The organism is Erythrobacter sp. AP23, assembly GCF_001542855.1.
Classification (GTDB): domain Bacteria; phylum Pseudomonadota; class Alphaproteobacteria; order Sphingomonadales; family Sphingomonadaceae; genus Qipengyuania.
In genome coordinates this window covers 31,258-54,958 of record NZ_LNBY01000012.1, presented here as the reverse complement: position 1 = coordinate 54,958, position 23,701 = coordinate 31,258, and the positions used below count along the sequence as shown (strand labels likewise).

Sequence of the window (23,701 nt, the reverse complement as noted above, 5' to 3'; positions counted from 1 at the left end):
CGCTCATAGCGTGCAACTCTCATGGCAACCCGCAGACTTCCCCCCTTGCGCGCCCTCGAAGCGTTCGTGCGTACGGTGCGGCTTGGCTCTGCGCGTGCCGCGGCCGACGAACTCGGGCTGAGCCCTTCCGCGCTGTCGCGGCGGATCGGCAATCTCGAGGAATTCGTCGGCAAGAAGCTGTTCACCCGCGCGCGCCAGTCGATGCAATTGACCGACGATGGGCATGCCTTCTTCGAGGCGGTCAATCCGCAGCTCGAAGCGCTGGCACGGGCGGTCGAAAGCCAGTCGGAAAACCTCTCGCTGCTGCGCCTGCATCTCGGCGTCCTGCCGCTTTTCGGGACGCAGCGGCTATTTCCGCGCCTTGGCGAATTGCGCGAGCGGCATCCGCTGCTGCATATCGACATCGACACGGGGGCGCATCTCGAGGACCGCGTGGGCGATGTGCTCGATGCGGCGATCATTCTCTCGCGCGGCCCGTCACGCGGGCTCCACGCCGTCCGGCTGGATTACAACAAGGTCCACGCGATCTGCAGCCGCGACCTCGCCGGAAAGCTCGGTTCGAAGCCCGACCCGGACCAGCTCGCGCGGCAGACTTTCCTGATCCACAACGAATTGCCCGAAAGCTTCACCGCCTGGCGCGCCGAAATCGGCATGGCGGATCTAGAACCGGCGGCGATCGACCATTTCGATTCGGGCCAGATCATGCTCGAGGCGGCGGCGCAGGGCCTGGGCATTGCGATCATGCATGACGATCACATGCGCCGCGCCGCGGACAACCGACTGGCGACCCTGTTCGATGTCGAGGTCGAGAGCCCATATAGCTACTGGTTCGTATGCAAACCGACCGCGCTCGAGGAACGTCCGGTGCGGTTGTTTCACGACTGGTTGGTGAACGCCGGGCTCTAGCTTGCTTCTGTGTCGGCCGGCTTGGGCCGATAACGCACTGCGTCGACGACATGCTGGAAATCACGCAGCGGCTTGCCGAGATTGGCCACTAGCCGTTCCTCGATCTCTTCGCGCGCCTTGGCGGCAATGGCCTTGCGGCCGCGATATTCGACCGGGCTGAACGGCTCGAGATAGTGGAGAGTCAGCAGGAAAGTGCCCCTGCGCGCCATGATCCGCATGGCGTTGTGAAGCCCGGATTCCTCACCGACCCAACCGATTTCCTCGGAGTTTTCGCCGTAATCGAGCACCACCGGCTGGACCATCACTCCCGGTGGTGGCGGGTCGAGAACCGAGATCATGCTCGACTTGAACGGCAACAACGAATGGCCGTCGGTTACGGTGCCTTCGGGAAAGACCGTGACGGACCAATTGTCGGCCAGCGCTTCCTTGAGGGCGTTGATCTGTTCGGCGACCCCGAGGCGATTCTCCCGTTTGACGAAAACGGTCCGGTTCAGGCGGCACAGCCAGCCGATCACCGGGACTTCGGAGAGCTCCTGCTTGGCGACGAAAGCGGTCCCGCTGGCGCCTGCCATACTGAGAATGTCGACCCAGCTGATGTGGTTGGCGATGAAAAAGACGTCGCGCCTCAACGGTGTGCCGACGACCTTCACCCGCGCCCCAACGATCCGCGCGGTATAGCGCAGGAACAGCATGGGGAAGGGCGATCCGTAGGCGAAAACCCGGTAGAGGTAGTGCAGCGGAACACAGACAATGAGCAGCAGCAGTATTGCAAGCGTCCGAAGCACGAAACGGATCCAGCCGGCGGGGCTGAGCGGTACCGTCTCGCCGCGCGCGGCGGCCAGCCGCCGGGCCGTATATTTCGCGAGCCTGCGCTCAGTCTTCGCGGTCGAGGCGGACGCCATAAAGTTCCAGACGGTGATCGACGAGGCGATAGCCGAGCTTGGCGGCGATCTGCTTTTGCAGCGCTTCGATTTCAGGATCGACGAACTCGACCACCTTGCCCGTCTCGACATCGATCAGATGATCGTGATGCGCTTCGGGCGCCGCTTCGTAGCGTGCGCGCCCATCGCCGAAGTCGTGCCGGTCGAGAATGCCGGCCTCCTCGAACAGGCGCACGGTGCGGTAGACAGTGGCGATGGAAATACCCGAGTCGATCTTGTTCGCGCGTTCGTGCAGCAGCTCGACATCGGGATGATCGTCGCTTTCCGACAACACGCGTGCGATCACGCGACGCTGCTCGGTAATTCGCAGACCTTTGTCGGCGCACAATTGTTCGAGGTCGATCTTCTGGTGCAATTTCGCTTCCTAATGAAAAACGCCCCGTAGCCTTACCGGCCCGGGGCGTCTTCCTCAAGGCGAACCGAAGGGCTTTAGGCAGCCTTCTTGTTGCGTCCCCGCTTTTGACCGGGCTTGCGGCCCAGGCCGATCTTGACCGCGAGCTCGCGCCGCTTCTCGGCATAGCTCGGTGCAACCATCGGGTAATCGGCCGGAAGGTTCCACCGCGCGCGATACTCGTCAGGAGTCATGTCATAGGCGGTCTTGAGATGACGCTTGAGCATTTTCATCTTTTTACCGTCTTCGAGGCAGACGATGTAATCTTTTTTCACCGATGAACGGATGGGTACTGCCGGCTCGGGGACCTCTTCTTCGGCTTCATCGCTGCCGAGACCCGAAAGCGCGGTATAGACGTTGCTAATCAAGGTCGGGACGTCCGCAACATCAACGTTATTGTTGCTCACATGAGCCGCGACGATGTCCGAGGTAAGGGTAATCAGCGTCTCGGTCATGTCGGATTCCAAATTTTCCATTACTTGCCCTTTTGAGTTGAGGGAGATCACTCGCGATGCGACCCGCTCTACGGCTCATTGTATAAAATCGACAAGAAATTGCAACATTTGTTGATTAGAGCTATTTTTGACGCATTCCTACAACTCTCGTGCAAAGGTAATTGCATCCAGTTGAGTGCCGTCCAGCGTGCGATAATAGGCTCTGCGACGACCGATCGGCGCGAAGCCGCAGGCGCGGTAGAGATGCTGCGCCGGATTGTTTGCCCGCATTTCCAGAAAGATGCGCTCGGCCCCAGCTCCGCGCGCCAGCGTCGCGAAAATCTCGATCAGCGTGCGACCGAGGCCCCTTCCGCGCGCTTCGGGTCGCACGCCGATGAGAAGAAGTTCTTCTTCGCCCGGGGCTCGTCTTGCGAGCACAAATCCTGCGGCAGTATTCTCGCCCGAAATTCTGTGGCCATTCTCATCGACGAGAATGGCGTAGGTATGCGGCATGGCCAACGAATTGGCGACCTGCTGGCGGGTCCAGGCTTCGCGCCAATGCGGGTCGAAGGCGGCCTCCATCACGGCCATAACTTGGTCGAGCTCGCTCATCGGCCCGGCAGTTTCGCATCCGGCGGGCGACCGTAGAGCGGGGTGAGGCTTTCGCTCAGAATATCGGGCGGCAGATTCAGGACGTGGCGCGCTTCGGGCAGGCGGATGGCGCTGGGTGCCACGCGCTTGCGCGTCGCCAATTCCTCCGCCTTCGATCCGGCCAAGGCTCCGGGTAGCTCGCGCGCGCCCGCAAGCTCGGGGGCGAGCGAAGCCACATCGTCCACCGGCTGCCCGTCGCTGCCGAAATCCTGCACGAACCACTCGCCATGCCCCCCGGTCATGCAGACCGTGACCGGCACCGCGTCACTGCCGCGCGCCATCGCGGCCACCAGCGCAAGCGTGGGATAGCCGCGGACCTGAGCCCGCCAGGCGATGCCCAACGCGCGCGCCACGGCCAGGCCGATGCGCACGCCGGTAAAGCTGCCCGGACCTAGCGAGACGCGTATGTCTTCCGCGCGGCCCTTGTCCGGAAGTTCGGCAATCATCGGAACCAGCCGCTCGGCATGGCCGCGGCCGAGAATTTCGTGACGCGAGTCGAGCAGCGCGCCATCCTCGAACAGCGCTACCGAACAGGCCTCGGTTGCAGTTTCAATCGCCAGCATCCGCATGAGGGCGCACTGCCCCAGCGGAGGCGAGGCTGCAAGTCAGGCGATACGGTTGAATGTGTCGAAGTCGGGGCGCGGGCTGCGATCGAAGATGCTCTTGGGATCGCCATGGCCGATCGCACAGATGAAGTTGCTCCTGTGCTTCGGATCGTCGCCGAAGAAGGCCTTGTCGACCGCCGCATTGTCGAAGCCCGACATCGGCCCGCAATCGAGCCCCAGCGCGCGGGCGGCGATCATCAGATAGGCGCCTTGCAGCGAGGAGTTGCGAAAAGCGCCTTCCTTGCGGCCCTCTTCGTCGCCCTCGAACCAGCTTTTCGCATCGGTGTGGGGAAACAGCCAGGGCAGTTCCTCGTGGAAGTCGATATCGTAGCCGATGATCGCTGTCACCGGCGCAGTCAGGATCTTGTCCCGGTTGCCCTCCATCGCGCAGTCGGCGAGCTGCTGTTTGGCTTCGTCCGATTTCACCCAGACGATCCGCGCGGGCTGCATATTGGCCGAGGTCGGCGCCATCTTGAGCAATTCGTAGATCGCGTGGATCTGCTCGTCGCTTACCGGCTTGTCGAGCCAACCATTGTAGCTGCGTGCTTCGCGGAAGATGATGTCGAGGGCGTCGGCGGAAAGCGTATCGGCCAAAATCGTGTCCTTCGGTTTGCGGGAAGAAGTCAGGCTGCGCGGACTTCAACGACCTCGGGCACGTAATGTTTCAATAGACCCTCGATACCGTGTTTGAGCGTGGCGGTGGAGGAAGGGCAGCCCGAACAGGCACCCTGCATCTGCAGGTGAACCACACCGTCGCGATAGCCGCGATACTGGATGTCGCCGCCGTCGCCGGCAACCGCCGGACGCACACGCGTTTCGAGCAGTTCGTTGATCTGCGCGATGATATCGGAATCCTCGTCCCGCTCTTCGACTATCATGCTCTCGTCCTCGGACGGGACAGCGATGCCGCCAGCAGTACCCGGCGCGAACAGCGGAGCCTGCGACACGAAATGGTCGAGCAGGATTGCCAGGACCTGTGGCTTGAGGTCGGTCCAGCCGACCCCGGGCGCCGCCGTAACGGAGACGAAATCGGAACCGAAGAAGACGTTCACGACCTCGCCCGTGTCGAAGATCGCCTGCGCCAGCGGGCTGGCCTCGGCAGCTTCGGGAGTGGCGAATTCGCGGGTACCCTGACCCATGACTTGCTGGCCGGGCAGGAATTTCAGGCTTGCCGGATTGGGCGTGGTTTCGGTCTCGATGAACATGGGACGGATGTAGGTGCCGCAAGCCCGCGGGGCAAGGAAGTAACGCTTGGGGCGGGAACATTCACCTAGCCTTCACGCATTGCCCGCCTATATGCCCTGCATGACCCAATTCACGCGTGCCATCAGGCGTCTCGCGCTCGTCCTTCCCGCTGCGCTGCTCGCTCCGCAGCCCCTGCTCGCGCAGGAGCCTGCAGCACCGACGCCCGAGTATCTTACACCGGCCGATGGCACGCCATGGATATACGAAGGCAGCGACGTCCCGCGCGACGAGGAATGGACCTTCGGCGAATTGCCCAACGGTCTGCGCTATGCCGTGCGCAGAAACGCCGTCCCGCCCGACCAGGTTTCGGTGCGCGTGCGGATCGATGCGGGATCGCTGCACGAGGAGGAATCCGAGCTGGGCTATGCTCATCTGCTCGAGCACCTGCTGTTTCGCGAGAGCAAGTATCTCGGCCCGGCCGAGGCCATTCCGACCTGGCAGCGGCTGGGCGCGACCTTCGGCAGCGACACCAATGCCGAGACCAGCCCGACGCACACGGTCTACAAGCTGGACCTGCCCAATGTCGACGAGGCCAAGCTCGCCGAGAGCATGAAACTTCTGTCTGGCATGGTGCGCAGCCCCGTACTGAGCGATGAAAATATCCGGGCCGAGGTGCCGATCGTATTGGCCGAAAAGCGCGAGCGCGCAGGCCCCTCGGAACGTGCGGGCAATGCCAGCCGCGGCGTGCTCTTCGCCGGGCAGAGGCTCGCCACGCGCACACCCATCGGCACCGAGGCCACGCTGAGCGCCGCCACGGGGTCGAGCGTCAGCGCCTTCTACAACCGCTGGTACCGCCCGGAAAACGCAGTGGTCGTGGCGGCGGGCGACATGGACCCGATGCAGCTGGCCGCCGAGATCGAGAAGTGGTTCGGCGACTGGCAGGGCGAGGGCGCGCATGTCCCGGCGCCCGATTTCGGCGACCCGGTTGCGCCCGCAGGAGCGAATCCGGAAAATCCGGTCGGCGAAACGGGGGTCATCGTCGAACCCGACCTGCCACGCTCCTTCTCCTATGCGATAATGCGTCCATGGCGTCCGGTGCTCGACACGGTAGCCTATAACGAGGGCCTGCTGCGCGATGCGCTGGCGCAGGCGCTGATCAACCGCCGGCTCGAGGCGCGCGCGCGGGCGGGCGGCAGCTATCTCTATGCCCAGGTCGCGCAGGACGATGTCAGCCGGTCGGCGGATATGACCTTCGTCACCTTCGCCCCGCTGACCCCCGACTGGAAAGCCGCGCTCGACGACATTCGCGGCGTGATTGCCGACGCGCTGGCGACGCCGCCCTCGCAGGAAGAGATCGACCGCGAACTCGCCGAATTCGAGATCGTCTTCCAGAGCCAGGTCGAACAGCGCCGCGTGCTGCCCGGTCCGCGCCTGGCAGACGATATCGTCAATGCGGTCGACATCCGCGAGGCGGTCGCCGCGCCCGAAACCGTGCTGATGGTCTTCAATTCGATGAAGGAAACGCTCACGCCCGAACGCGTGCTCGACCACACCCGCGCGCTGTTTTCGGGCGATGTGATCCGTGCCGCCTATGTCACCCCGGCGACGGGCGAGGCGAGCGAGCAGGCGATCCGCAACGCGCTGCTGGAAACCCCCGATGCCGATGCGGATGCGCGGCTCGCGGCGCAGTCGGTTTCCTTCGACGAGTTGCCGCCTCTCGGCGAGCCCGGGCAGATCACCGCGCAGGGGCCGATCGGCGTGCTCGATATCGAACAGGTCGAATTCGCCAATGGCGTGAAAGCGATCCTGTGGGCCAACGATGCCGAACCGGGCCGCGTGGCCGTAAAGGTGCGCTTCGGTGCAGGCTATCGCGCCATCGATCCCGAAGACGCGGTTCATGCCAATCTCGGCTATGCCGCGCTGATCGGTGCCGGAATCGGCGAACTGGGCCAGGAGGAACTCGACCTTCTTTCGACCGGGCGCAAATTCGGCTTCGATTTCGAAACCGGCGACGGGGCCTTTACCTTCTATGCCCAGACGCGCGAGGCCGATCTCGACGAACAGTTATATCTCTTTGCCGCCAAACTGGCGATGCCGGGCTGGGATCCCAATCCCGTTGCCCGCGCCAAGGCGGCAGGCCAGCTCGCCTATGAAAGCTATTCCGCCAATCCCGGCGGCATCCTGCAGCGCGATCTCGAATATCTTCTGCGCGACAGCGACCCGCGCTTCCGCACGCCGACTCCCGAGATGTTCGACGCGGCGACCCCGGAAGATTTCCGCGAGGTCTGGGAACCGCTCTTGAAACAGGGGCCGGTCGAAGTGCTGGTCTTCGGCGAATTCGACAAGGCGGCCACGATCGAGACGCTGCGCGAGACCTTCGGCGCCCTGCCCCCGCGCGAGGCGCCTTCGGCCGAGGTCTTGAACCGCCCGGTCGATTTCCCCGAGGCCGGCGAGACGGTGGTGCGTCATCATCGCGGCGATGCCAACCAGGCCGCCGCCGTGGTTGCCTGGCCGAGCGGGGCGGGGGTCGAGAACCTGCGCGAATCGCGCCGGCTTGAAGTGCTCGCCTCGCTGTTCAACAACAGGCTGATGGACGCGATGCGCGAACATGCCGGCGCGAGCTATTCGCCGGTTGTACGCTCCGACTGGCCGAGCGACGTGAACAGTGGCGGACGGATCGCCGCGCTCGCGCAATTGCGTCCCGAGGACGTGCCCGTATTCTTCGCCGAAGCGGAGCGCATCGCCAAGGAACTGGCCAGCGCGCCGGTATCCGAAGACGAATACAATCGCGTGGTCGAACCGCTGCGCCAATATGTTAGCCGCGCGTCGACAGGGAACCTGTTCTGGCTCTACCAGCTCGAGGGTGCGTCCGTGGACGATCGCCGGATTGGGCTGCTGCGCTATCTGCTGGCCGATTACACGCAGACCCCGCCGGCCGAATTGCAGGCGCTGGCGCAGAAATACCTCGCCTCGCGCGAGGGGTGGAAGCTGGCGGTGATTCCGCAGGGCCAGGACCTGGCGACATCGGCAAGTGCCGGTGCGGCCGTTTCCGGGCGCTGAGCCGGACACTGCAATCGGCTTTTTAAGCTGGCCAAGCAAATGCTGCTTGCGACATGATGCGCGCTCGTCTGCTACAGGTGGGCAATCAGGCGCCAATTCCGGCGCCGCAGACGGAAGAGACAATGGCGACGAATTGGGCACCCGATAGCTGGCAGGGATTCGAGGCGAGGCATTTGCCGACCTATCCCGACGCAGCCGCTCTCGAGGCTGCCACCACTTCGCTCGAAACGCACCCCCCGTTGGTCTTCGCGGGCGAGGCGCGCGCGCTGAAGGCGGACCTCGCCGATGTGGCGGAGGGGCGGGCCTTCCTGCTACAGGGCGGTGACTGCGCCGAAAGTTTCGCCGAATTCCACCCGAACAACATCCGCGATACATTCCGCGTGCTGCTGCAGATGGCGGTCGTCATGACCTTCGCCAGCAAGAAGCCGGTGGTGAAGGTCGGGCGCATGGCGGGCCAGTTCGCCAAGCCGCGCAGCTCGGATACCGAAACGCAGGGCGACATCACGCTGCCGAGCTATTTCGGCGACAATATCAACGGCATCGAGTTCGAAGAGGCCGCCCGCACCAACGATCCGCAGCGTATGGTGCGCGCCTATTCGCAGGCCGCCGCCACGCTGAACCTGCTGCGCGCTTTCGCCACCGGCGGCTACGCCAATCTGCGCCAGGTCCATCAGTGGACGCTCGACTTCATGGGTCGCAGCCCCTGGGCGGACAAGTTCACCGACATTGCCGACCGCATCGGCGAAGCGCTCGACTTCATGGAAGCCTGCGGGGTCGATCCGCAGGTGCTCCCGCAATTGCAGCGCGCGAGCTTCTATACCAGCCATGAGGCGCTGTTGCTGCCCTACGAGCAGGCGCTGACCCGGCGCGACAGTCTGACGGGGGAGTGGTACGATACCAGCGCGCATATGGTCTGGATCGGCGACCGCACCCGCTTCGAGGGCAGCGCGCATATCGAATTCGCGCGCGGAATCGGCAATCCGCTGGGCATGAAATGCGGGCCGAGCCTGGAAACCGATGCGCTGCTGAAACTGCTCGACGCGCTCAACCCCGCGCGCGAGCCGGGACGGATCGTGCTGATCAGCCGCTTCGGCCACGACAAGGTGGAAGAGGGCCTGCCGCGCCTGGTGCGCGCGGTGAAGGCCGAAGGGCATCCGGTCGTGTGGAGCTGCGACCCGATGCACGGCAATGTCGTGAAATCGGAAAGCGGCTACAAGACGCGGCCCTTCGACCGCATCCTGACCGAGGTGAAAGGGTTTTTCGCAGTGCATCGCGCCGAAGGCACGCATCCGGGCGGCATCCATGTCGAGATGACCGGGCAGGACGTGACCGAATGCGTGGGCGGCGCGGTGGCGATCACCGACGATGCGCTGGGCGATCGCTATCACACACATTGCGACCCGCGCCTCAATGCGGCCCAATCGCTCGAACTGGCTTTCCTCATCGCCGAAATGCTCAACGAGGAGAATAACGTGCGACAGGCCGACGCGGCCTGAAGCGAGCCCCTATCGTTCGCAGGACCACGCCGTTTGGCGGAACCCGCGGGCGATCGCCGGATTGTTGCGGGATCGCGCCATTCGCTTGTTCGCAGACGGTTTTTTCCCTGCGCTCTTTAAACGGTCATTGAATTGCGCCATGGTAAGAGGTGGTTGCCAGGTTCCGGCGACTGCTACGAAGGGGGGATAGCGATGTCCCGAGCCCAGCCTCGATCACGGCCCGCGCTCGGCGAAGCGCTAGCGGCCCGGTACGCATCGGTCCGCAGCCTGAGCAACAGCCTGGCGGACCCTCTCAGTGACGCCGATGCGACCATCCAGTCGATGGAGGATGCGAGCCCCGCCAAATGGCACCTCGCGCATACCACCTGGTTCTGGGAAACCTTCCTGCTGCGCGACAAGCACGGCGATTATGAGCTGTTCGACGAGGACTGGCCCTTCGTTTTCAACTCCTATTACGAGACCGAAGGTGAGCGGATCGCCCGTTTTTCGCGCGGCATGCTGTCACGTCCGACGCTCGAGGAAATTCTCGCATGGCGCGCGCATGTGGACGCGGCAATGGCGCCGCTGTTCGAGCGCGAGGAATGCGTACCGCTGATCGAGCTCGGCCTCGCCCACGAGCAGCAGCATCAGGAATTGTTGCTCACCGATATCAAGCACGCGCTGTTCCAGAACCCGCTGGACGCGGAGATGTGGGATGCTCGGAGTTCCCGTGAAGGCGGGAATCTCAGGCTGCAAGAGCGGAACAAGGCCGACCGTGGTTCCCGCCTGCATGGGGAGCCGGATTGGCACATGCACCCGGGAGGAATCGCGCGGATCGGCCATCAGGGAGAGGGCTTCGCCTTCGACAACGAAGGTCCTGCGCACCGCGTGTTGCTCGAACCCTTCGCGCTTGCCTCGCGGCTCGTGACCAATCGCGAATGGGACGCCTTCATTGCCGATGGCGGCTATGAGACGGCGACCTTGTGGCTGTCCGACGGTTGGGCCTGGGTGTGCGAGAACGGCATCGCGGCGCCGCTCTATTGGCGCGAGGGCGAGCATTTCACGCATTGCGGCTGGCAGGAACGCGATCCCGACGCGCCGGTCACGCATATCTCCTATTTCGAGGCCGATGCCTTCGCTAGCTGGGCGGGCAACCGCCTGCCGACCGAATTCGAATGGGAGGCCATAGCACGTGGCCAGGAAGGGGAGATGCAGGCACACGACCCGCAGGGCGGAAACCAGCTCGACGATGCGGCACCGCCACTCCCCGTCGGCGGGGAGGGATTGTTCGGTGATTGCTGGCAGTTTACCCGCTCGGCCTACTTGCCCTATCCCCGGTTCCAGCCAGCCGCAGGCGCGGTCGGCGAATACAATGGCAAATTCATGAGCGGCCAATTCGTACTCAAGGGCGCCAGTTGCGCCACCGTGCGCGGCCACTCGCGGCCCAGCTACCGCAACTTCTTCTACCCACACCAGCGCTGGCAATTCACCGGACTGCGGCTGGCAAAGGACATCTGATGAAATCCGATACCGGAATAGCCCTCGTCGACCTGGACGAGGATGGGGTCGACCGCGCTTTTCGCGCCGACGTGCTCAAGGGGCTGCGTCAAAGGCCGAAAGCGATCCCGGCACGCTGGTTCTACGACGAGGAAGGCTCGCGCCTGTTCGAGCAAATCACCCAAGTCGAAGAATACTACCCGACCCGCGCCGAAAGGGAGATCCTCGAGGCGCGCGGTGCGCAATTCGCCGAACTGATCGGGCCGGGCAGGGCGGTGGTCGAATTCGGATCGGGCAGCTCGTTCAAGACGCCGCTGCTGCTCGAGGCGATCGATCCGGCGGCCTATGTCCCGCTGGACATCTCCGGCGATTTCCTGCGTGAGAGCGCCGCGGCGCTGGCAGAGAAGTTTCCCGGCCTGCCGGTTCACCCGGTGGAGGCCGATTTCATGCGCCGTGTCGCGCTTCCCGACGAAGTCGTGCCGCTCAAGAAGCTCGGTTTCTTTCCCGGCTCGACCATCGGCAACATGGTTCCGCGCACCGCGGTAGACCTGCTGCGCTCGATGCGCGCCACGCTGGGCGCGGAAGAGGGTGAGAGCCCGATGCTGCTGATCGGCATGGATCTGGTGAAGGATCGCGAGGTGCTCGAGGCCGCCTATGACGACGGCGAGGGCGTGACGGCAGCGTTCAACCTCAATCTTCTCACCCGCATCAATCGCGAACTGGATGGCACGATCCCGGTCGAGGCACTCGCGCATGAAGCGGTGTGGAACGACAAGCTCGGCCGGATCGAAATGCACCTAAGGGCCACACGCGACATCGATTTCGAGGTTTCGGGCGAGCGCTTCTCGATGACCGAGGGCGAGACCATCCACACCGAAAACAGCCACAAGTTCACGCGCCGCGGTGCCTATACGCTGCTGTTGGCCGGCGGCTGGACCCCGGTGGAGCGCTGGCTCGATGCACAGGAACGCTTCTCGGTCATCCTCGCTCGCGCCACGGAGCAACGCGAGGCGCCCTGACCGAAGTCCATATTCATGGACGCGTCACCGGCGCGTTCCTATATGCAGTCAATGGACCTCGAACCCGTCTTCAGCGCCGCAGCCGATACGCTACGGGCCATCCCCCGCTCCGAACTGCTTATCGCGGCGATGGCGGCTATGGTACTGGGCTGGATCGGTGCGGTCGTCGCCAGGCGCTCGGCCCTCGGTGGTCTGCTGCGCGTGGCAAGTTCGCTGGCGCTTGGCCTGATCCTGCTCACCGTCGTCCTGCAGCTTTCGCGCTTCGATCCGCGATTCGATGTTGCGGTGCCGCAGATCGGCTTGCCCGAACAGGTGGTCGCGGGCGGGGAAACGCGCATTCCGCTCTCGGCCGACGGGCATTTCTGGGTTCGCGCCGAGATCAACGGCGAACCGGGCAATTTCATGATCGACACCGGCGCGACACTTACCGCGATCTCGGCACCGCTCGCCGAACGCGCCGGGCTTGAACCGCGCAGGGGCGGCATTCCGATCATGCTCGGGACCGCCAACGGGACGGTGCAGGCCCATGTCGCGACCGTCGACAGCCTCACTTTCGGAAACGTCAGCGCCAGCGGAACCGACGCCGCGATTGCCGAAAGTTTCGGTGATTTCAACGTTATCGGGATGAATGTGCTCGCCCGGCTCGGCTCCTGGCGGGTAGAGGACAATACGTTGATCCTCGTCCCCCGCGCCGAGGATACGATTTCATGAAATCCATCGTTGGACCGTGCGGCGCAAGCCGCTAGGTCCGTTCGCGATGGACGGTAAGAGAACGCTCCCGCCCCCGCCGCCGCTTGGCGATCTGTTCGCCGGCAGGCCGGCGGCGCTGTTCCTCGATTTCGACGGAACGCTGGTTGAAATCGCGCCACGTCCGGGAGACATTCACGTGCCCGACCACCTTCTCGCGGCACTCCATGCCCTGCGCGACCGGTTGCATGGCAGGCTGGCGCTGGTCAGCGGGCGGGCGCTCGACGATCTGCATATGCATCTCGGCGAGCTGGCGATCTGCCGTGCGGGATCGCATGGCGCCTCGCGTTTCCTTGCCGACGGCACGCGATTGGGCGAGGAGCCGCGCGGCCTGTCCGACGCCTCGATTGCGGAACTCAGGAGCTATGCCGAGCAAAACGGCCTGTTCTACGAAACCAAGGCGCATGGCGGCGCGCTGCATTTTCGCGGTCAGCCGGAAAAGCGCGAAGCGACGCTCGCCTACGCGCAGGAGTTCGCCGCATCGCGCGAATTGTGCGTGACCAGCGGCAAGGGAGTGGCCGAACTGGTGCGCCCCGGCGCGACCAAGGCCGCGGCGGTGGAGGCGTTCATGCAGACTGCCCCCTTCGTGGGTGCGGCGCCGGTCTTCGTGGGCGACGACGTAACCGACGAGGATGGCTTTGCCGGCGCCGAACGGCACGGAGGTTTCGGTATCGCCGTCGGTGAGAGGCCCAGCGAGCGGGCACGATACCGGCTCGACAATGTTGCTGCAGTGCACCATTGGTTGGAGTTATGATGCAGGCGGATCTCGAGCTTTCCCCCATAGGCAATTGCCAGGTCAGTGCCCTTGTCGACCGCGAGGGCGGGTTCGTGTGGGGCTGCGTCCCGCGGGTCGACGGCGATCCGGTATTCTGCTCGCTGCTCAATCACGATGTGCGCGATCGGGGTATCTGGCGTTTCGAGCTCGACGGGCAGGTCGACGCAAGCCAGCATTACGAGCGCAACACCGCGATCCTGGTCACACGTCTCGAAAGCGAGGATGGCAGCGCGGTCGAGATTCACGATTTCGCCCCGCGTTTCGAACGATCGGGGCGCATGTACCGCCCCGTCGCCTATGCGCGCATCGTGCGCCCCGTCGCAGGTGCGCCGCGCATGCGAGTGGTCCTGACGCCGATGAAGGAATACGGCGCGAAACTCGCCACCACCACCAACGGTACCAACCATATCCGGTATCTGATCGGCCCGCAGGCGCTGCGGCTGTCGACCGACGCTCCGATCGGCTACGTGCTCGAAGGCCGCAGCTATCGCGTGGAAAGCGATCAGCATTTCTTTCTCGGGCCAGACGAGCCTTTCGTCGGCAATATCCGCAGCGAAGTGCGGCGGATGGAGGCGATGACCGCGCGTTACTGGCAGCACTGGGTACGCGGCTTGCATATCCCGCTGGAATGGCAGGAAGAGACGATCCGCGCCGCGATCGCCCTGAAGCTGTGCCAGCACGAGGAGACCGGCGCAATCGTCGCCGCGCTCACGACCTCCATTCCCGAAGCGGCCAACAGCGAGCGCAATTGGGATTATCGCTACTGCTGGATCCGCGACAGCTACTACACGGTTCAGGCGCTCAACCGCCTGGGCGCGCTCGATGTGCTCGAGAAGTACCTCGCCTATCTGCGCAATATCGTCGACCAGGCGCGCGGTGGCCAGATCCAGCCACTCTATTCGGTGATGGGCGCGGACCATCTGTACGAATTCGAGGCCCAGCATCTCGCAGGCTATCGCGGCATGGGGCCGGTGCGCGTGGGCAATGCCGCCTACAAGCAGGTACAATACGACTGTTACGGCCAGATCGTCATGCCGACCGCGCAGGCCTTCTTCGACACGCGCCTGCTGCGCATGGCCGACGAGCGCGATTTCGCGCATCTGGAAGAGGTCGGCGAAGCGGCCTGGGCCAAGCATGACAAGCCCGATGCGGGATTGTGGGAGTTTCGTACCCGCCAGGAAGTGCACACCTATTCGGCGGTCATGTGCTGGGCCGCCTGCGACCGGCTGGCCAATGTCGCGGCGCGGCTCGGCAAGGACGACCGGGTGGCATTGTGGAAGCAGCGTGCCGAAGCGATCCGCAAAAAGATCGACGCGGAAGCCTGGAGCGAGGAAGGCGGCCATTACGGCGCGAGCTTCGAAAGCGATTATCTCGACGCCAGTCTGCTGCAGATGGTCGAATTGCGCTATCTCAAGCCCGACGACGAGCGGTTCCTCAAGACCTTCGCTGCCATCGAGCGCGACCTGCGCCGCGGCGACCACATGCTGCGCTATGCGGCGGAGGACGATTTCGGCGCGCCCGAAACCGCCTTCAACGTGTGCACCTTCTGGCTGATCGAAGCGCTCGCGCTGGTCGGCAGGCGCGATGAAGCGCGCGAGATCTTCGAGGCCATGCTCAGTCATACGACGCATTCGGGCCTGCTCAGCGAAGACCTCGATTACGAGACCGGCGAGTTGTGGGGGAACTTCCCGCAGACCTATTCGCTGGTTGGTATAATCAATTGTGCAGGCCTTCTGAGCAAACCCTGGAGCGAAGTCCGCTGACTTCCGATCCCCGCCTTGTCGTCATTTCCAACCGCGTCGCGGTACCCAAGGCGCGTGGTGCGGCAGGCGCGCAGGGCGGCCTTGCCGGCGCGCTTCATGCCGCGCTGAAATCGCGCAAGGGCCTGTGGTTCGGCTGGTCGGGGCAGGAAAGCGAAAGTGGGCGCACCGGCCATATCGACACGCAGACGAACGATGGCGTGACCACGGCCACCATCGACCTGTCGCAGCGCGACATCGACGAATATTACAATGGCTATGCCAATTCGACGCTGTGGCCGCTGTTCCACTATCGCCTCGACCTCGCCGAATACGAGCGCGAGACGGGCAAGGGCTACGAGCGGGTGAACGAGCGTTTTGCCGACCAGTCCGCGCCGCTGATCGAACCCGACGATGTGGTCTGGGTGCATGATTATCACCTGATCCCGCTGGGCGAGCGGCTGCGTTCCCGTGGCCTCAAGAACCGCATCGGCTTCTTCCTGCACATCCCCTGGCCGCCGACCCGACTGTTCGTCTCGCTGCCCTATCACGAGCGGTTGGTGCGCACGCTGCTCTATTACGATGTGGTCGGGTTCCAGACCGAGGAATGGCTCGCGAGCTTCCTGCACTATTGCGAGAACGAGCTTGGGGCTGAAGTCGACAAGGCCAGCGGCGCAGTCAGCTTCGAGGGGCGCACGACCATCGCGCGTGCCTATCCGATCGGTATCGACTGGGATCACTTTTCGAATCTGGGCGACACCGGCGAGGCGCGCCAGGCGGAGCAGCGGTTGCTAAGCTCCACCCGGCGCCGCACGGCGATGATCGGCGTCGACCGGCTGGACTATTCGAAGGGCATCCCCGAACGGATCGACGGGATCGGGCGGTTCTTCGACAGCAACCCGGAGGGTATCAAGGATCTGGTCTTCATCCAGATCGCTCCGCCCAGCCGCGAGGATGTCGACAGCTATCAGGCGATCCGCGCCGAGCTGGAGCAGAAATGCGGCCAGATCAACGGCGCGCGCAGCGAAGTCGACCTGGTGCCGATCCGCTACGTCAATCGCGGCTACAGCCATGCCGAGCTGTTCGGCTTTTTCCGGGCCGCCAAGATCGGACTCGTGACCCCGTTGCGCGACGGGATGAACCTCGTCGCGAAGGAATATGTCGCGGCGCAGGACCCCGAGGATCCCGGCGTCCTGATCCTTTCGCGCTTCGCCGGGGCCGCGGCGCAAATGCCCGACGCGGTGCTGGTCAACCCGCATAGCCCCGACGACATCGCGCATGCCATCCGCACCGCGCTCGACATGCCGCTCGACGAACGCAAGGCGCGTTACGAAAAGATGATCGGGACTGTGCGCGACGACAATGTGCAGGACTGGACGGCGAGCTTTCTGCGCGATCTGGTCGAGGGCTGATCCGCCGCGCGCGATTGCGCATGAGATGTTGGGCTGCCACCGTCGCGCGCATGATTCGCGATGCATTTCTCGACACTCAGGGCATTCACAATTTCCGCGATTACGGCGGCTGGAAGACGCAGGCCGGCGGAGCAGTGCGCACCGGGCTGCTTTTTCGTTCGGGCCATCATGTCGAGGCGACCGACGCGGACCTTGCCGCCATCGCCCCGCTGGACATCCACACGGTGATCGATCTGCGTGGGCAGAGCGAACGCTCCGCCCACCCTTGCCGCCGGGTCGAGGGGTTCGATGGCGAGGTCGTATTTTACGAAGGCGAAACCAGCTCCAGCCCGCCGCATATGGACATCGATCCGGATATGGCCGCATCGGATTTCGCGCGCGAGCGGATGCTCGCGGTCTATACGCGCATGCCCGACAATCCGGCGATGATCGTCATGTTCGGCCGCTATCTCGGCATCCTTGCCGAGCGCGAAGGGGCGAGTCTGGTGCATTGCTATGCCGGCAAGGATCGCACCGGCGTGGCTGCGACCATGTTGCTGCATATCCTGGGCGTATCCGAAGAGGACCAGCGGCGCGAATTCCTGCGCACCAACGACAGCCCGACCTTCGATGTCCTCGCGCGTCAGTCGCTCCCCGGGATCGAGGCGCGGCTGGGCCGCACGCTAGACGAAGGGGCGGCGAAGGACCTGCTCGGTGTGCGCGAGGAATATCTCGACCGCTATCTCGAGATCGCCAGCCAGCGCCACGGCAGCTTCGACGGCTATCTCGAAAAGGCGATAGGTGTGGATGACGCATTGCGCGATGCGCTGATTGCACGCTTCGTGGCGTGACTCTGGGGCCGGGGCTTCCCATATAGCCGCGACACCTGTTTCAGACTGACGGAATTGACGACATGACCACCCATCGCACCAAGATGCTCATCATCGGTTCGGGCCCCGCGGGCTATTCGGCCGCGATCTACGGCGCGCGCGCGATGATGGAGCCGATCGTGGTGCAGGGCCTCCAACCCGGCGGCCAGCTGACGATCACCACCGATGTCGAGAATTATCCCGGCTTCGCCGACGTCATCCAGGGCCCCTGGCTGATGGAGCAGATGCAGAAACAGGCCGAACACGTCGGCACGCGGATGATGTGGGACACGATCGTCGATGTCGACCTGTCCAAGGGTTCGCCCTTCAGGGCGGTGGGCGACAGCGGCGACGAATATATCGCCGATGTTATCGTGATCTGCACAGGTGCGCAGGCCAAGTGGCTGGGCGTTCCGGGTGAACAGGAATTGGGCGGCAAGGGCGTGTCCGCCTGCGCGACCTGCGACGGGTTCTTCTATCGCGGCAAGAAGGTCGCGGTGATCGGCGGCGGCAACACTGCGGTCGAGGAAGCGCTCTATCTCACCAACCATTCCGATGACGTCACGCTAATCCACCGCCGCGACGAGTTGCGTGCCGAAAAGATCCTGCAGGAACGCCTGCTCAATCATCCCAAGATCAAGGTTATCTGGAACAAGACCGTCGAAAGCTTCGAGGCCGGTCCCAATGGCGCGCTAGGCCATCTGGTCCTGCGCGACACGCAGACGGGCGAGGACAGCACGCTTGAAGTCGACGGGGCCTTCGTCGCGATCGGCCACGCGCCCGCGACCGAACTGTTCAAGGGCAAGCTGGAGATGGACGATGGCGGCTATCTGCTGACCGAGCCCGGTTCGCCCAAGACCGAGATCCCGGGCGTGTTTGCGGCGGGCGACGTCACCGACCACACCTATCGCCAGGCGGTGACTGCGGCGGGCATGGGCTGCATGGCCGCGCTCGATGCCGAGCGCTTCCTCGCCACGCTCGAAGTGGCCGAACGCGAAGCGGCGGAATAGGCCGCGCGAAGGCGGGGACTTCAGGCCGAAAGCACCATTCTACTCCGGCTGAGGCCCCCGCCTGCGCGGGGGCCAGTCACCGTCACAAGTGGATGTCGAACACCACGATGGCCGCGTGGAAGATCAGCACCATCAGCGCCACGCTCGACAGCGCGTAGAGCACGAAGCGCACCATCACGACATTGGCGGTCGCCTGTACCAGCGAGTGGATGATCCGCAGGCCGACATAGATCCACGCGATCAACGCATTCATCCCATCGCCCGAGCCCACTATCGCCAGCAGCAGCGCCACGGCATAAAAGACCGTCGGCGCTTCGTGCAGATGGTTGTAATTATGCGCTTTCCACTGGACTTCGGCGGGCAGCGCCTCGTCGAGCGCCCTGGTCCGGCGGGCATCGTTGGGCTCTATCCCCGCTTTCGACATCGCGGGAATGCGTGTGGCGTACATCCACAACCACATGATCATGGTCCAGGCCATGAGCACGACGACGGGTTGCAGGATTTGCGATTCGATCATGGCTCTCTCCCTCAGGCCGGGGCGAGGCCCGGATCGAACAGCAGCGTAGCCATGAGCGCACGAATGGCCAGAACGATGAGTGCGATTGTCGACAACAGGAAGAAGATGAAGCGGATGCGGACAACGTTGACGGTCGCCTGATAGACCGAATGGATGATCCGCAGGACGACATAGAGCCATGCGAACAGCACATCGATAGCCCCTGCGCCCATCACCGCCAGGATGATGACCGTCGGATAGAAGATCGTCGGCTGTTCCATCAGGTGAGTGTAATTGTGCGCCTTCCAGTTCACCTTGTCGTCGATCAGGCCCTCGAGATCCTGGCCGCGACCGCCGGGCTTGCCCTTGGACACACCCGATCCGAGCTTGCTCATTGCTGGCACGCGGGTGAAGGCCATCCAGAACAGCATTACGATCGACCATGCGACCAATACGGCGGCGGGTGCCAGAATCTGGGCTTGCATTGTTATCTCTCCCCTTACGAACCAGTTCCTGCGTACCTGATTGGATGAAATCCGATTGTCAATTGCAACCTATCTTCGGAATCAGGGACCAATCGATGGTGCCGCGATCACCCGCGCAGCATCTCGGCGAAGCTCGCCGCATCGGTATTGCCGCCGGTGAGCATGATCACCGTGTCCGCGTCGATGGGCACCTTCTTGGCGAGCGCCGCCGCCAGCCCCGCCGCGCCGCCGGGTTCGGCGACGAGATTCAGCCTGGCGAAGGCGAAGCGCTGCGCCGTGCGCACTTCCTCGTCCGTAACGGTCACGCCAGGCTCGGCGCGCCCTTGCAATACCGACAGGTTGATCGGTCTTGTCGCGTCGGGTTGGAGCGCGTCGCAGACGGTGACGGGCGGATTGTCGCCCACGCGGACCACTTCGCCGGCCTCGAGGGCCTGGCCGACCATATCCCATCCAACCGGCTCGATCACATGGATCGCGCTGTCCGGGCAGGCGAGGGCGAGGCCGGCTGCCAACCCGCCGCCGCCACAACACACCACGAGGCGCGAGGGGCTGCGGCTCAGTTGCGCCTCGATCTCGACGCCGGCGCTGCCCTGACCTTCGATCACCCAGGGATCGCCGAATGCGTGCACCAGCACCGCACCGCGTCGTTCGACTTCCCTCGCGGCCACCTCGTCGCGATCCTCGCCCGGGCGGTCGTAGAGCACAATGTCCGCGCCCAGCGCGCGGGTGGCCTCCAGTTTCACTTGCGGTGCGTTGCGCGGCATGACGATTGTCGCCTTGACACCCAGCCGCCGCGCCGCCCAGGCAACTCCCTGTGCGTGATTGCCAGAGGATACCGCGACGACGCCGCGCGCCTTTTCTTCGTCGGTCAGGTTGGAAAGCCGCCACCACCCGCCGCGGATCTTGAAAGCGCCGACCGGTTGCAGGCTTTCGGCCTTCACATGGCAGCGCACTCCGTCGATCTCGACCGGCAGCAGCGGTGTCGGCGGCAGGAGGCGGCCGATGGAATCTGCGGCGGCAAGCACGCCCTGCCGGGTCGGCATGCGGATATCGTCTCGGATCATTGGCGCACCTAACGCATTTCGCTAGGGGGCGCGCAAGATTCGAATTTTCACGAAAGAGGTTTTGCCCATGTCGACAGTCCTGGTGATCGGTGCCGGCGGCGTCAGCAGCGTCTGCGTTCACAAGATGGCGATGAACAAGGATATCTTCACCGACATCCATCTCGCCAGCCGCACCAAGTCGAAATGCGACGCGATCGCCGCGAGCGTGAAGGAGCGCATCGGCGTGGACGTATCCACCTACGAGATCGACGCGGAAGAAGTGCCCGCGATGGTCAATCTGATCAAGAAGACCAAGCCGAGCCTCGTCGTGAATCTCGCGCTGCCGTATCAGGACCTGCCGATCATGGATGCCTGCCTAGAAGCGGGCGTCGATTATCTCGACACGGCCAATTACGAGCCCAAGGACGAGGCCAAGTTCGAATACAAGTGGCAGTGGGCCTATCACGACCGCTTCAAACAGGCCGGGCTGATGGCGCTTCTGGGATCGGGCTTCGACCCGGGCGTCACATCCGTCTTCACCATTTGGCTGAAGAAGCACAAGCTCAAGACGATCCGCCAGCTCGACATCCTCGATTGCAATGGCGGCGACCATGGCCAGGCCTTCGCAACCAATTTCAACCCCGAGATCAACATCCGCGAAGTGACCGCGCCCGCGCGCCACTGGGAAGGTGGCGAGTGGGTCGAGACCCCGGCGATGGGCAAGAAGGTCGAGTTCGACTTCGAGGCCGTCGGCCCGAAGAACATGTACATGATGTATCACGAGGAGCTCGAAAGCCTCGCCAAGTTCAATCCCGAGCTCGAGCGCGCGCGCTTCTGGATGACCTTCGGCGATGAATACATCAAGCACCTCACCGTGCTGCAGAACGTCGGCATGACCGGGATCGAACCGATCAAGTACCAGGGCAAGGAAATCATCCCGCTGCAGTTTCTCGCCGCCGTGCTGCCTAAGCCCGAAACGCTGGGCGAAACGACCAAGGGCAACACCAATATCGGCGTGATCGCGACCGGCGAATCTCTGGATGGGTCAGGTGAAAAGACCTTCTACATCAACAACATCTGCTCGCACGAGGCGGCTTACGAAGAGACCGGCAACCAGGCGGTTTCCTATACCACCGGCGTCCCCGCGATGATCGGCTCGGCGATGATGGTCACCGGCAAATGGGCGGGCGACGGCGTGTTCAACATGGAAGAGATGGACCCCGACCCGTTCATGGACATGCTCAACGATCACGGCCTGCCGTGGCAGGTCAAGGAACTCGACGGCCCGGTGCAGTTTTAGGTTCTCGCAGAGACGCAGAGAAAAGGGAGGCGCGGAGAGGGGTGGAAAATGGAGATCGACGAGATTTCTGGGACCGTCATTGACGAGTGCATCGCCCTTCACCGTGAACTTGGTCCCGGACTATTTGAAAGTATTTACGAAGCCGTCCTTGCGGGACGGCTTGAGAAGCGTGGATTTCGGGTTGCACGGCAGGTTCCCGTGCCGGTCGAAATCGATGGACAGCTCTTCGATCCCGCCTTTCGCGTCGATATCCTTGTCGAGAACCGCTTGGTTCTCGAAGTCAAAGCGGTCGAGCGCCTTTCTCAATCGCATATCCGCCAGATATTGACCTATCTTCGCTTGCTCAAACAGCCCGTGGGGCTGCTACTCAACTTCTCACACGCCACAATGAAAGACGGCATTCGTCGCGTCGCTAACGATTACAACCCGCGCTAGTCTCCTCTGCGCCTCTCTTCACTCTGCGTCTCTGCGAGAAACCAATAAAGGCAGACCGAACACCATGGAAACCAAAGCCGGCGACCCGGGCGCCTTCGCCCATTTCGATTTGAACCGCGTCGACAGTCCCGCCTTCGTGGTGGACGCCGCCAGGCTGCGCGCCAATTGCCAGGTGCTGGCCGATATTCGCGACGCGGCGGACATCAAGGTGCTGGCCGCGCTCAAGGCCTTTTCGATGTGGTCGACCGCGCCGATCATCGGCGAATATCTCGACGGCGTGTGCACTTCCGGCCTGTGGGAAGCGCGGCTGGCGAGCGAGTTCTACGATGGCGAGATCGCCACCTATTCTGCGGCCTACAAGCCCGAAGAGCTGGAGGAAGTCTGTCGGCTTTCCGACCACGTCATCTTCAACTCGCCCGGCCAGCTCGAACGCGCGGCGCTGATCCTCGAGGCGGCGCGCGCGGCGGGGCAGGACTTCGATGTCGGGCTGCGGATCAATCCGATGCACGCGACCGGCGAGGTGCCGCGCTACGATCCCTCGAGCCCCGGCAGCCGGCTGGGTTTCCCGATCGACCAGCTGACGCCCGAAATCATGGCGCAGGTCGACGGAATCCATTTCCACAATCTGTGCGAGCAGGATTTCGAGCCGCTCCACGCGACCTGGGACAAGGTGTTCGACGCAATCGAACCCTGGTTCGGTCACCTCAAATGGATCAACATGGGCGGCGGCCACCACATCACCCGCGCCGATTACCAGCGCGAGGAGCTGGTCGAGTTCCTCAAGGATGCCAAGGACGATACCGGCGCGGAGATCTACCTCGAACCGGGCGAGGCGGTGGCGCTCGACGCGGGGATACTCGTTGGCACCATCCTCGACACCGGCTTCAACGAAGTGCCCATCGCGGTCGCGGATGTTTCGGCGACCTGCCACATGCCCGACGTGATCGAGGCGCCCTATCGGCCGGCCATGCTGGGCGAGGCGACCGATCACGAGGTGCCTGCTGTCCGCATCGGCGGCCCGTCCTGTCTCGCGGGCGATGTGATCGGCGACTACCGCATCCCCGGCGGGGCGGAAGTCGGGAAACGTTTCGCCTTCCTCGACCAGGCGCATTATTCGATGGTCAAAACCAACACATTCAACGGGGTGCAGCTGCCCGGCATCTACCTCTGGGACAGCGAGACCGACCATCTCGAGCTGGTCAAGGAATTCGGCTACGAAACTTTCCGCGACCGGCTGAGCTGAGCGC

Annotated in this window: 24 protein-coding genes; 14 read left to right on the top strand and 10 right to left on the bottom strand. The window is 63.7% G+C overall.

Translation table 11 applies throughout. From position 1 onward, the window contains the following. Positions 1-21: 21 nt before the first annotated feature. A complete protein-coding gene (locus tag ASS64_RS05505; RefSeq protein WP_083508200.1) occupies positions 22-906 on the top strand; it encodes a LysR substrate-binding domain-containing protein in 885 nt (294 codons plus the stop codon). On the opposite strand, the gene ASS64_RS05500 is transcribed toward ASS64_RS05505, so the two are convergent. The 7 genes from ASS64_RS05500 to ASS64_RS05470 form a co-directional block, all read right to left on the bottom strand. Further along, positions 903-1,808, bottom strand: a complete 906-nt coding sequence (locus ASS64_RS05500; RefSeq protein WP_067691115.1) for a 1-acyl-sn-glycerol-3-phosphate acyltransferase — start codon at positions 1,806-1,808, stop codon at positions 903-905. The genes ASS64_RS05505 and ASS64_RS05500 overlap by 4 nt on opposite strands. Beyond that, complete coding sequence (locus tag ASS64_RS05495; protein WP_067691114.1) at positions 1,780-2,202, bottom strand: Fur family transcriptional regulator; 423 nt, start codon at positions 2,200-2,202, stop codon at positions 1,780-1,782. The genes ASS64_RS05500 and ASS64_RS05495 overlap by 29 nt, the downstream gene beginning before the upstream one ends. A gap of 74 nt (positions 2,203-2,276) precedes the next feature. Then, positions 2,277-2,714, bottom strand: coding sequence for a MucR family transcriptional regulator (locus ASS64_RS05490; protein WP_067691113.1), 438 nt, complete (start codon positions 2,712-2,714; stop codon positions 2,277-2,279). Between the two features lie 117 nt (positions 2,715-2,831). Further along, on the bottom strand, positions 2,832-3,284 hold the full coding sequence (locus ASS64_RS05485) for a GNAT family N-acetyltransferase (protein ID WP_067691112.1): 453 nt from the start codon (positions 3,282-3,284) through the stop codon (positions 2,832-2,834). Then, positions 3,281-3,892: a tRNA (adenosine(37)-N6)-threonylcarbamoyltransferase complex dimerization subunit type 1 TsaB gene (gene tsaB, locus ASS64_RS05480; protein ID WP_067691111.1), complete on the bottom strand. Its 612-nt coding sequence runs from the start codon at positions 3,890-3,892 to the stop codon at positions 3,281-3,283. The genes ASS64_RS05485 and tsaB overlap by 4 nt, the downstream gene beginning before the upstream one ends. A 36-nt stretch (positions 3,893-3,928) precedes the next feature. Further along, entirely contained in the window at positions 3,929-4,522 is a 594-nt protein-coding gene (locus ASS64_RS05475; RefSeq protein WP_067691110.1) for a malonic semialdehyde reductase, read from the bottom strand. A gap of 29 nt (positions 4,523-4,551) precedes the next feature. Next, the gene (locus tag ASS64_RS05470) at positions 4,552-5,133 is read right to left on the bottom strand and encodes a NifU family protein (protein ID WP_067691107.1); all 582 of its coding nucleotides are present in this window, start codon (positions 5,131-5,133) and stop codon (positions 4,552-4,554) included. Positions 5,134-5,233: 100 nt separating this feature from the next. On the opposite strand from ASS64_RS05470, the gene ASS64_RS05465 reads away from it, so the two are divergent. The 10 genes from ASS64_RS05465 (at position 5,234) to trxB (ending at position 18,695) form a co-directional block, all read left to right on the top strand. Continuing rightward, positions 5,234-8,173 carry a pitrilysin family protein gene (locus tag ASS64_RS05465; RefSeq protein ID WP_067691106.1) on the top strand — a complete coding sequence of 980 codons (2,940 nt, stop codon included), beginning with the start codon at positions 5,234-5,236 and terminating at the stop codon, positions 8,171-8,173. 122 nt (positions 8,174-8,295) lie between these two features. Then, positions 8,296-9,669, top strand: coding sequence for a class II 3-deoxy-7-phosphoheptulonate synthase (locus tag ASS64_RS05460; RefSeq protein WP_067691612.1), 1,374 nt, complete (start codon positions 8,296-8,298; stop codon positions 9,667-9,669). 192 nt (positions 9,670-9,861) lie between these two features. Continuing rightward, the gene (egtB, locus tag ASS64_RS05455; protein ID WP_067691105.1) at positions 9,862-11,166 is read left to right on the top strand and encodes an ergothioneine biosynthesis protein EgtB; all 1,305 of its coding nucleotides are present in this window, start codon (positions 9,862-9,864) and stop codon (positions 11,164-11,166) included. Continuing rightward, on the top strand, positions 11,166-12,164 hold the full coding sequence (gene egtD, locus ASS64_RS05450) for an L-histidine N(alpha)-methyltransferase (protein ID WP_067691104.1): 999 nt from the start codon (positions 11,166-11,168) through the stop codon (positions 12,162-12,164). The genes egtB and egtD overlap by 1 nt, the downstream gene beginning before the upstream one ends. A 51-nt stretch (positions 12,165-12,215) precedes the next feature. Then, on the top strand, positions 12,216-12,875 hold the full coding sequence (locus tag ASS64_RS05445; protein ID WP_067691103.1) for a TIGR02281 family clan AA aspartic protease: 660 nt from the start codon (positions 12,216-12,218) through the stop codon (positions 12,873-12,875). Positions 12,876-12,921: 46 nt separating this feature from the next. After that, entirely contained in the window at positions 12,922-13,665 is a 744-nt protein-coding gene (otsB, locus tag ASS64_RS05440; protein ID WP_083508215.1) for a trehalose-phosphatase, read from the top strand. Continuing rightward, positions 13,662-15,449, top strand: a complete 1,788-nt coding sequence (locus ASS64_RS05435) for a glycoside hydrolase family 15 protein (RefSeq protein ID WP_067691101.1) — start codon at positions 13,662-13,664, stop codon at positions 15,447-15,449. The genes otsB and ASS64_RS05435 overlap by 4 nt, the downstream gene beginning before the upstream one ends. After that, positions 15,407-16,837, top strand: a complete 1,431-nt coding sequence (locus ASS64_RS05430; RefSeq protein WP_234002334.1) for a trehalose-6-phosphate synthase — start codon at positions 15,407-15,409, stop codon at positions 16,835-16,837. The genes ASS64_RS05435 and ASS64_RS05430 overlap by 43 nt, the downstream gene beginning before the upstream one ends. 50 nt (positions 16,838-16,887) lie before the next feature. Next, positions 16,888-17,667, top strand: a complete 780-nt coding sequence (locus ASS64_RS05425) for a tyrosine-protein phosphatase (RefSeq protein WP_067691100.1) — start codon at positions 16,888-16,890, stop codon at positions 17,665-17,667. Positions 17,668-17,729: 62 nt separating this feature from the next. Further along, positions 17,730-18,695 carry a thioredoxin-disulfide reductase gene (gene trxB, locus ASS64_RS05420; protein WP_067691099.1) on the top strand — a complete coding sequence of 322 codons (966 nt, stop codon included), beginning with the start codon at positions 17,730-17,732 and terminating at the stop codon, positions 18,693-18,695. An 82-nt stretch (positions 18,696-18,777) separates the two neighbouring features. On the opposite strand, the gene ASS64_RS05415 is transcribed toward trxB, so the two are convergent. From ASS64_RS05415 to ASS64_RS05405, 3 genes are all read right to left on the bottom strand, one after another. Next, entirely contained in the window at positions 18,778-19,212 is a 435-nt protein-coding gene (locus ASS64_RS05415) for an MAPEG family protein (protein ID WP_067691096.1), read from the bottom strand. Positions 19,213-19,223: 11 nt separating this feature from the next. Continuing rightward, positions 19,224-19,676, bottom strand: coding sequence for an MAPEG family protein (locus ASS64_RS05410; RefSeq protein WP_067691095.1), 453 nt, complete (start codon positions 19,674-19,676; stop codon positions 19,224-19,226). Positions 19,677-19,783: 107 nt separating this feature from the next. After that, positions 19,784-20,740, bottom strand: a complete 957-nt coding sequence (locus ASS64_RS05405; RefSeq protein WP_067691094.1) for a threonine/serine dehydratase — start codon at positions 20,738-20,740, stop codon at positions 19,784-19,786. A gap of 67 nt (positions 20,741-20,807) precedes the next feature. Between ASS64_RS05405 and ASS64_RS05400 the strand changes: the two genes are divergently transcribed. The 3 genes from ASS64_RS05400 to ASS64_RS05390 all read left to right on the top strand — a co-directional run bounded on the left by ASS64_RS05400 (position 20,808) and on the right by ASS64_RS05390 (position 23,697). Then, entirely contained in the window at positions 20,808-22,019 is a 1,212-nt protein-coding gene (locus ASS64_RS05400; RefSeq protein ID WP_067691093.1) for a saccharopine dehydrogenase family protein, read from the top strand. Between the two features lie 48 nt (positions 22,020-22,067). Beyond that, entirely contained in the window at positions 22,068-22,454 is a 387-nt protein-coding gene (locus ASS64_RS05395; protein ID WP_067691092.1) for a GxxExxY protein, read from the top strand. A gap of 64 nt (positions 22,455-22,518) precedes the next feature. Beyond that, entirely contained in the window at positions 22,519-23,697 is a 1,179-nt protein-coding gene (locus ASS64_RS05390; protein ID WP_067691091.1) for a carboxynorspermidine decarboxylase, read from the top strand. Positions 23,698-23,701: the final 4 nt, after the last annotated feature.

Bases quoted from the DNA above. Each gene is read 5' to 3' on its own strand.
- ASS64_RS05465 (WP_067691106.1), top strand. From the start codon at position 5,234: ATGACCCAATTCACGCGTGCCATCAGGCGTCTCGCGCTCGTCCTTCCC.
- ASS64_RS05415 (WP_067691096.1), bottom strand. From the start codon at position 19,212: ATGATCGAATCGCAAATCCTGCAACCCGTCGTCGTGCTCATGGCCTGG.
- ASS64_RS05425 (WP_067691100.1), top strand. From the start codon at position 16,888: ATGATTCGCGATGCATTTCTCGACACTCAGGGCATTCACAATTTCCGC.
- otsB (WP_083508215.1), top strand. From the start codon at position 12,922: ATGGACGGTAAGAGAACGCTCCCGCCCCCGCCGCCGCTTGGCGATCTG.
- egtB (WP_067691105.1), top strand. From the start codon at position 9,862: ATGTCCCGAGCCCAGCCTCGATCACGGCCCGCGCTCGGCGAAGCGCTA.
- ASS64_RS05410 (WP_067691095.1), bottom strand. From the start codon at position 19,676: ATGCAAGCCCAGATTCTGGCACCCGCCGCCGTATTGGTCGCATGGTCG.
- ASS64_RS05470 (WP_067691107.1), bottom strand. From the start codon at position 5,133: ATGTTCATCGAGACCGAAACCACGCCCAATCCGGCAAGCCTGAAATTC.
- ASS64_RS05405 (WP_067691094.1), bottom strand. From the start codon at position 20,740: ATGATCCGAGACGATATCCGCATGCCGACCCGGCAGGGCGTGCTTGCC.
- tsaB (WP_067691111.1), bottom strand. From the start codon at position 3,892: ATGCGGATGCTGGCGATTGAAACTGCAACCGAGGCCTGTTCGGTAGCG.
- ASS64_RS05390 (WP_067691091.1), top strand. From the start codon at position 22,519: ATGGAAACCAAAGCCGGCGACCCGGGCGCCTTCGCCCATTTCGATTTG.
- ASS64_RS05460 (WP_067691612.1), top strand. From the start codon at position 8,296: ATGGCGACGAATTGGGCACCCGATAGCTGGCAGGGATTCGAGGCGAGG.
- ASS64_RS05400 (WP_067691093.1), top strand. From the start codon at position 20,808: ATGTCGACAGTCCTGGTGATCGGTGCCGGCGGCGTCAGCAGCGTCTGC.
- ASS64_RS05445 (WP_067691103.1), top strand. From the start codon at position 12,216: ATGGACCTCGAACCCGTCTTCAGCGCCGCAGCCGATACGCTACGGGCC.
- ASS64_RS05395 (WP_067691092.1), top strand. From the start codon at position 22,068: ATGGAGATCGACGAGATTTCTGGGACCGTCATTGACGAGTGCATCGCC.
- ASS64_RS05435 (WP_067691101.1), top strand. From the start codon at position 13,662: ATGATGCAGGCGGATCTCGAGCTTTCCCCCATAGGCAATTGCCAGGTC.
- ASS64_RS05490 (WP_067691113.1), bottom strand. From the start codon at position 2,714: ATGGAAAATTTGGAATCCGACATGACCGAGACGCTGATTACCCTTACC.
- ASS64_RS05485 (WP_067691112.1), bottom strand. From the start codon at position 3,284: ATGAGCGAGCTCGACCAAGTTATGGCCGTGATGGAGGCCGCCTTCGAC.
- trxB (WP_067691099.1), top strand. From the start codon at position 17,730: ATGACCACCCATCGCACCAAGATGCTCATCATCGGTTCGGGCCCCGCG.
- ASS64_RS05500 (WP_067691115.1), bottom strand. From the start codon at position 1,808: ATGGCGTCCGCCTCGACCGCGAAGACTGAGCGCAGGCTCGCGAAATAT.
- egtD (WP_067691104.1), top strand. From the start codon at position 11,166: ATGAAATCCGATACCGGAATAGCCCTCGTCGACCTGGACGAGGATGGG.
- ASS64_RS05505 (WP_083508200.1), top strand. From the start codon at position 22: ATGGCAACCCGCAGACTTCCCCCCTTGCGCGCCCTCGAAGCGTTCGTG.